At 67.9% G+C, this 7,361-nt stretch carries 7 protein-coding genes and 1 pseudogene; 4 read left to right on the plus strand and 4 right to left on the minus strand.

The features are described from left to right. Window positions 1–296, minus strand: a pseudogene (locus VG502_RS00005) (gluconolaconase); the annotation flags it as partial. Between the two features lie 145 nt (window positions 297–441). Between VG502_RS00005 and VG502_RS00010 the strand changes: the two are divergent. Genes VG502_RS00010 through VG502_RS00025 form a run of 4 tightly spaced genes read left to right on the plus strand, consistent with a single transcriptional unit; the run spans window position 442 to window position 3,905 of the window. Continuing rightward, window positions 442–1,611, plus strand: a complete 1,170-nt coding sequence (locus VG502_RS00010; protein ID WP_325547520.1) for a sensor histidine kinase — start codon at window positions 442–444, stop codon at window positions 1,609–1,611. Next, window positions 1,608–2,228: a response regulator transcription factor gene (locus VG502_RS00015; RefSeq protein WP_325547522.1), complete on the plus strand. Its 621-nt coding sequence runs from the start codon at window positions 1,608–1,610 to the stop codon at window positions 2,226–2,228. The genes VG502_RS00010 and VG502_RS00015 overlap by 4 nt, the downstream gene beginning before the upstream one ends. A gap of 13 nt (window positions 2,229–2,241) precedes the next feature. Continuing rightward, the gene (locus VG502_RS00020) at window positions 2,242–3,252 is read left to right on the plus strand and encodes a cation diffusion facilitator family transporter (protein ID WP_325547524.1); all 1,011 of its coding nucleotides are present in this window, start codon (window positions 2,242–2,244) and stop codon (window positions 3,250–3,252) included. 41 nt (window positions 3,253–3,293) lie between these two features. Continuing rightward, window positions 3,294–3,905, plus strand: coding sequence for a MarC family protein (locus tag VG502_RS00025; protein WP_325547526.1), 612 nt, complete (start codon window positions 3,294–3,296; stop codon window positions 3,903–3,905). Between the two features lie 58 nt (window positions 3,906–3,963). Here the strand turns inward: VG502_RS00025 and VG502_RS00030 are convergent, their stop codons facing one another. The 3 genes from VG502_RS00030 to VG502_RS00040 all read right to left on the minus strand — a co-directional run bounded on the left by VG502_RS00030 (window position 3,964) and on the right by VG502_RS00040 (window position 6,580). Further along, window positions 3,964–4,755, minus strand: coding sequence for a hypothetical protein (locus tag VG502_RS00030; protein WP_325547528.1), 792 nt, complete (start codon window positions 4,753–4,755; stop codon window positions 3,964–3,966). A gap of 15 nt (window positions 4,756–4,770) precedes the next feature. Then, window positions 4,771–5,259, minus strand: a complete 489-nt coding sequence (locus VG502_RS00035; RefSeq protein ID WP_325547530.1) for a SigE family RNA polymerase sigma factor — start codon at window positions 5,257–5,259, stop codon at window positions 4,771–4,773. A 769-nt stretch (window positions 5,260–6,028) separates the two neighbouring features. Next, complete coding sequence (locus VG502_RS00040) at window positions 6,029–6,580, minus strand: hypothetical protein (RefSeq protein ID WP_325547532.1); 552 nt, start codon at window positions 6,578–6,580, stop codon at window positions 6,029–6,031. Window positions 6,581–7,361: the final 781 nt, after the last annotated feature.

Consider the following 7,361-nt stretch of genomic DNA (forward strand, 5'->3'; position numbering starts at 1 on the left):
ACGCCGCGTGCGGTCCAGCGACCGTCGGTGCCGTCGCCCTCGAGCCACTCGGCCGCGTCGCCGGAGCTGAGCCGGCCGCGGTGGATCTCGCCGCCGGTGGTCTCGGAGACGTAGTAGTTCTTGGTGCGCGCGTCGAACCCGATGCCCTCGAACTTCGAGCCACCGGGGTCACCGGGGAGCTCGTAGGTGATCGGCCGGGTGGCGAACGCCGAGGACGCCCCGGCACCGAGCAACGTCGCGGACAGGGCAAGGGTTGCGGACAGGGCGAGCGTGGCGGGCAGCAAACGGACGGACATCTGAACCTCACAGCGAATTGGTCGATTTCGAACTGCCTCCAGCCTCCGTCGGCGCCGCCCTTCCGCACGACGGGTGTTCGGCCACCAATGGATAGCCGAACGGATGATTCGGAATCGGGCCCGGCCCGCCTACGATCGGTTGAACATGTCTACTGAGCACACCCCGTCGATCCTGAGTCACGCGACCCGGCTGGTGGCCGCGCTGCATGCGGCGTTGGTGGTGCTCGTGGTCGCCTCTGTGGTCCGGTACCTGACCGGTCACGGCTTCGGTGACCGGGCGCCGTGGGTGCTCGTCGGGGCGGTCGTGCTGCTGGCGACGTACGCCGCCTACCGGGTGCTGCCCAGCCGGGTCTGGCTGGCGCTCCTGGTGCTGGAGTGGTGCGTGCTGGTGCTGCTGGCGCCGTCCTTCGCGTGGTGTGCCGTGCCACTGTGTTTCGTTGCGCTGCGCATCCTGTCGTTCCGGCCGGCCTGTCTGGTCGTTGCCGGCATGGTGGTAGTCACCGTGGTGCAGTGGACCCGGATGAGCGACCGGCTGGACCCGACGATCGTGCTGGGCCCGGTCTGCATCGCAGTGCTTGCCGTGGGCGCCTATCGGGCGCTTGAGCGGGACGCGCTGGCCAGGCAGGCGTTGCTGGACGAGTTGCATGCAGCGCAGGGCGATCTGGCCGATGCCCAGCACCAGTCCGGTGTGCTCGCCGAGCGGGCTCGGCTGTCGCGAGAGATCCACGACAGCGTCGCTCAAGGCCTGTCCAGCATCAACCTGCTGCTGCAAGCCGCCGAACGTGAGTGGGACGACAAACCGGCTGTGGCACGCAGGCACGCGGCTCAGGCAGCAGCCGCGGCACGTGACGGGCTGGACGAGGCCCGGCGAGTCGTGCGCGACCTGGCCCCTGCAGAGCTCGCAGCTGGGCTACCGGAAGCACTGCGCAAGACCTGCGAACGCCTGGCAGCTCACAGCGACCTCGACGTCCGCGTGCAGGTGCATGGCACGCCGGTGACGCTGGACTCCGAAGTCGAGACGGCACTGCTCCGCACGGCTCGCGGCGCACTGGCCAATGTGCTCGAACACGCGCACGCCGACTCGGCGGTCGTGACGCTCACGTACCACCCGGATGCGGTGGTTCTCGACGTTGTGGATAACGGACGGGGACTTTCGCGATCTCGTGTCAAGATCGATTCCGACCGCGGCCATGGCCTGGCCGGAATCCGGGAACGACTGAGACAACTGGGAGGAACGCTGGTGCTGGAGAGTGAACCGGGGGACGGGACGGCTTTGGCCGCGTCGATCCCGCTACCGACACCGGAGCGCGGATGATCAGCGTGGCGCTGGTCGACGACCATCCCGTCGTGCGCGCCGGCGTCCGCGCACTGGTCGAGGCCCAGGACGACCTGGCAGTCGTCGGCGAGGCCTCGGACGCGCACAGCGCGGAGCAACTCGTCGCCGCGCTGCACCCCGACGTCGTGCTGATGGACCTCAACCTCGGCCCCGGCGAAGGTGGGGCCGAGGTGACCGCGCGGCTGCGCGCGCTGCCCGAGCCGCCGTACGTGCTGGTGCTGACGACGTACGACACCGAGGCCGACATCCTGAGTGCGATCGACGCGGGCGCCTCGGGGTACCTGCTGAAGGACGCGCCGCCGGAGGACCTGTTCCGGGCGATCCGGGGCACCGCGCGCGGCGAGACCGTGCTCGCGCCGGCGGTCGCGGCCCGGCTGGTACGGCGGTCCGGTCCGACGCTGACCGAGCGCGAGGTGGAGATCCTCGGCCTGCTCGCCACCGGCAAGTCGAACCGGGAGCTGGCCAAGTCGCTGTATGTCAGCGAGGCGACGATCAAGTCGCACCTGCAGCACATCTACACCAAGCTGGAGGTGGACACCCGCGCAGCCGCCGTGGCACGCGCGATCGAGCAACGCATCATCCGGGCGGTCAGCTGAGTAAGGTCTGACTGTGAGCAGCTCGGACGAGGACCAGGACGAGGATCAGGACGAGACGGGTGGCGAGAGCCTCCTGACAGTGCTGGTCGCGCTGACCGCGAACCTGTTGATCGCGGCCGCCAAGACCGTGGTGTCGGTGATCACCGGGTCCGCCTCGATGGCGGCGGAGGCGGCGCATTCCTGGGCCGACACGGGCAACGAGATCTTCCTGCTGGTCGGGGAGCGAAGGGCGCGCAAGCCCGCCGACCAGACGCATCCCCTCGGGTACGGACGGGTCGGGTACATCTGGTCGATGTTCGCGGCGTTCGGCCTGTTCACGGTCGGTGCCGCGGTGTCGGTGTGGCACGGCGTCCAGTCGTTGCAGCACGGCGAGGTGGAGGGTACGTCGTACGGCTGGGCGTACGCCGTGCTCGGCATCTCGTTCGTGCTCGAGGGGATCTCGTTCCTGCAGGCGCTGCGGCAGACCAAGGCCGGTGCCCTCGAGCGGATGCTGCGGCCGTGGCGGTACGTGCGACTCACGTCGAACCCGGTACTGCGGGCCGTGTTCGTCGAGGACCTGTCGGCGCTGATCGGCATCCTGATCGCCGGGCTGGCGATCATGATGCATCAGCTCACCGGCAACGCGGCGTGGGACGCGGTCGGGTCGATCGTGGTCGGCGTACTGCTCGGCGCGGTCGCGCTGTTCCTGATCAGCCGGAACATGGACTTCCTGACCGGTGAGGCGGTCACGCCGCTGGCCCGCAACCGGGTGCTGCGCGCGCTGCTCGAGCACCGCGACATCGAGCGGGTCACCTTCCTGCACATGGAATGGGTCGGCGCGGACCGCATCTTCCTGGTCGCCGCGGTCGATGTCACCGGCAACGATGTGGAGTCGGAAGTCGCGACCCGGCTGTACGCGATCGAGGATGCGCTGAACGCCCGGCGGGAGATCCAGCAGGCGATTCTCACACTGTCCCGCCCTGGCGATCCGACGGATCTCCAGCCGGGCGAGCTGCCGCGCTGGTACGTCGAGCGACCCGTCTAGGTTCCACGAGGCCTCCGTCGAGCAGGTGTACGCTCCCGACCGTGGAGCCCGTACACGTCGCGGTTTCGGCCCTGGCCGCGCTGTTGCCGATCATGAACCCGGTCGGCGCGCTGGCCACCTTCGCCGGTCTGACGGACGGTGTCGAGCGCACCGCGATGAAACGCCAAGCGGTGATGACGGGCGTCTACGTGCTCGCGATCCTGACTGTGTTCGCGCTGCTCGGCACACTCGTGCTGGAGGGCCTGGGGATCGGGCTGCCCGCGTTGCAGATCGCCGGCGGTCTGGTCGTCGGTCACTCGGGCTTCGGGATGATCGTGTCCCGGCAGACGCTGACCGATGACGAGAAGACCCACGGGGTGGCGAAGCCGGACGTCTCGTTCTCGCCGATGGCGCTGCCGCTGATCGCCGGGCCGGGCGCGATCGGCGTCGTCATTGCACTGACCGCGCGGCACCCCGGCGTCGTCAACCGGCTCGGCGTGATCGTGGCGGTGGTCGTCGTCGCCGCACTGGTCGCCGTACTGCTGCGCTTCGGTACGCCGCTCGTCGACAAGCTCGGCCCGACGGGCCTCGGCGCACTGAGCCGGATCATCGGCTTCCTCACCTTGGCCATCGGCGTGGAGCTCGTAACCCACGGCGTACTCGCGGCGAAGTAGCCAGGAACGAGCGAGCCCATCGCGGCTGCCCCTGAGCAGTCGCGATGGGCTCGACCGGTTACTTGCCGCCCTTCACGGTCGAGACCGGCGGGAGCTTCCACGCCTTGCTCTTGGCGAGGGCCGTGAGGTCCTTGACGGAGAACAGCGGTGTGGCGCGGGTGTGCTGCTTGCCCTTCTCCGCCGGGGCGTTGTAGCTGAACAGATTGATGTTGCGGCCGTCGCGGCGGAACAGCGTGACGTAGTTGCCGACGACGCCGTACTGCGCCTGCCGGCCGTCGGTGTACTCGGGCTCTTCCTTCGACGAGTACAGGTACGAGCCGTCGGGCAGGGTCTTGCAGCCGCTGCGGGCCGGAACGCACGGGTTCTGCTCGCCGCCCCCGGACAGCATCACCCCGAGGAACGACGCACCATGCCCGTCGTCGACGACGTACGACGCGCCGGTGAAGTCGCTTTCGCCCCAGGTCGTGGGGGAGGAGAGTGTCCGGCCCGGGGCCGAGACGAGTGACTTCAGCGTGGCGAGCGTGTGCGCGTTCAGAGCTTTGCTGGTGCCGGCCGGTGTCGGCTTGCTCGACGGTTTCGACGGCGTGGTGGAGGGTTTGGTGGATGGCTTGGCGATCGCGATCGGCGTACCGGCGGCCGCGGTGTCGGCGGGGGAGCCGAGAACGTGGATGCCGCCGGCGATCAGACCAGCGGTGGCGAGTACGGCGCCGGTGCCGGTGGCGGCGAGCAACGTCGTACGGCGGCGTCGCTGCCGGTGGCCCTGCGCGACGGAGCGCTCCAGCAGGTCGGGGGTGACGGGTTCGAGGTTCTCGGTGGCCCGGGCCATCAGGTCGGTGAGCTTGGTGTTCATGGGGTTCTCCTGGTTTCAGAGCGCGATCAGTTGGTCGGCGTCCTCGCCGAGGACCGCTCGCAGGCGTTCCAGGGCACGGGCGGTGCGGGTCGTGATCGCACTGGTCTTCTTGCCGAGATCGAGCGCCACCTGCTCGACGCTGCGATCTTCGAAGAACCGCAGCACCAGCACAGCCCGATCGAGTGGCGCCAGTTCGGCGAGCGCACTCTGCAACGCCAGACGCAACTCGGGATCGCCGGCCCGCTCCGCCACCTCGGGCAGCTCCCCGGTGGGTCGCTCCGACCAGCTCTTCCGCCGCCGCTGGGAGATGAAGGTCCGCACCAGCGCGGTCCGTGCGTACGCCCCCGGGTTGTCGATCCGCTGCCACGCCGTCATCAGCTTCGCCAGCGTGTCCTGCACGAGATCCTCGGCGTGATGCCGATCCCCGCACAGCAACCAAGCAGTCCGGTACAGCTGAGATATTCGCGCCCGCGCGAACTCCTCGAATTCCTCGGTAGAACTCATCCCCAGCCTCTCGTAGATGCCTCTACCCCAAGAGACGCATCCACCCCCCGCTCAGATCACACCCACCTCAGAACACCTTGGAAAGCACCCACACCGCAAACGCCAGGAACCCGACCACAAACGTCACCACCACCACGAGCCCATACCCGAACCAAGCACTCCCACTCAACTTCACCCGAGCATCCTCCCACGCAACAAACCGAGCAGACCAAGGCCGACCCCAACCCAAGCAGGTGACAAAGAGCCGAACTCAACCACAGAGGCGAGCGAACCGCCGAACCGAACCCAAGCAGGTGAGCGAACCGCCCAACCCAACCCAAGCAGGTGAGCGAAGAGCCAACCCAACCCACGCAGGTGACCGACCTGCCCGACCCATCCCACGCAGGTGACCGACCTGCCCGACCCAACCCACGCAGGTGACCGAACTGCCCAACCCAACCCAAGCAGGTGACCGACCTGCCCAACCCAACCCAGGAGCCGAGCGAAGCGAAGGCGCAGGGGGTGCGGGTGGCGGAGCCCCCGCTTGCGGCAAGCGAAGCGCAGCCGCACAAAATGACGAAGCCGACCAAGCCTGCGCTCTCCGCAGGCATGGCCGGCCATCGGGTGAGTGACGGGACTTGAACCCGCGACCACCTGGACCACAACCAGGTGGCCCGTGTGCAGAGCGTGATAACGGACACGGTCCGCGCGGGGAGCCCGGTGACATTCTGTCGCTTTGTGCAGCTAGTGCAGGGCCGTGCGGGGGGTGTTGTGAGACGCGTGTGAGACGTCAAGGCTTCTCGGCCGACACCTCCACTGGCTCGGTGATCTCCGGATACTGAACGGTCATCAGCCGCGCCAGCGCATCCAGCGCCTCCTGGTGCCTGGCCAAGGTGTCACGCAGAGCCGCAGTCGACTCCGGCAGCTCACCCGGCACCTGCTCAATGCTTAGGATGCAAGACCGCCAGCCAAAGCCAACTGTCATCCAGGTCAGGCCGAGAGCCATGACCTGATCCACAGTCGGATCGGGGAACCGCCCGACAGCCGACTCGATTGCCCGCGCGTATTCGTCATCACCCTGCTCGGTTGTCGCAGATATCGCCGGCTCGACACCGGTGAACTGACCGGACCGTTCCAGCTCGGCGAGTTGCCCGGCCCGCAGATCTCCGAGCAGCGTTCCCCACCCGGAGATCGTTGCCCATAGCTCCCGCCTCCACGCGAGCGCGAGTTTGTCGTGCGCCTCGCGTTCCTCAGCCAACCGGTCCCGCTCGCGCCGCCGGCGCCACCACTGCACGATGAACAGCCCAGCGAAGATGCCGGTCAGCGCGCTGTACACGATCACTTGAACGTCTACGACCGCGAACTCTACGCACCTCTCAAATCGCGGTCGGAGCGCGTGAGGCGGGAGCGTGCATCGAAACCGGTGGGTCGTCCCGTACGTCACCTTGGCATCTAAGCTCCTGGGACGTCTGTCAACCCCGGGTCGATTCGACGAGATCGGGTCAGAATCTGACACGTTTCGGGCAGGCACGGGACCTGCTGCCCAATGCTCTGTAGCCCAACGATTGACCCGGTCGGGCGCGGGCGCGGGCTCCTTCTGGTTCAAATCCGGCCGTGAGTCGGACCAAGAGAACTGTGGTGACCGGCAGCGACCGCGAGACAGACGTGACAGCGCCGTGAAGCAGACCGCAGATGGACCTAAGGCAGTCTCGGTCCGGTCATGGTCGCGTGGCGTACGCCGAAGAAGCGCGTTGCGGACGTAGCTACGACACTCCAGAGCCGCGCATAAGACCACCGATGCGACCACGGTACCGGGAAGGCGTCGAAGCCCGAGTTGCTAGTGGTGGCAAGGCCAGGTTTGTCAGGTGTCGCGCGCTGCCATTTCGCAGGCGTGGTTGTCCATCCAGGCCTGCTGAGGCCGGGTGCTCGAGGCTACGGATGACGTCGGCACGCGGGCCGGCTCCCCGCTAGGTAGGTCACCCCGCTGCCGACCCGGCACAGCTCGTCGCCGTCGCCTCGTAGCGTACGGTTCGCGGTGGCGGGTGTTGTAGTGATTACTCGGCGACGACTGTGCCCTCCAGGGCGATCCCAGAGGTGGCAGGTTCAAATCCTGCCCCCGCTAC

Source organism: Flexivirga sp. (genome assembly GCF_035551235.1).
Classification (GTDB): Bacteria; Actinomycetota; Actinomycetes; order Actinomycetales; family Dermatophilaceae; genus Flexivirga.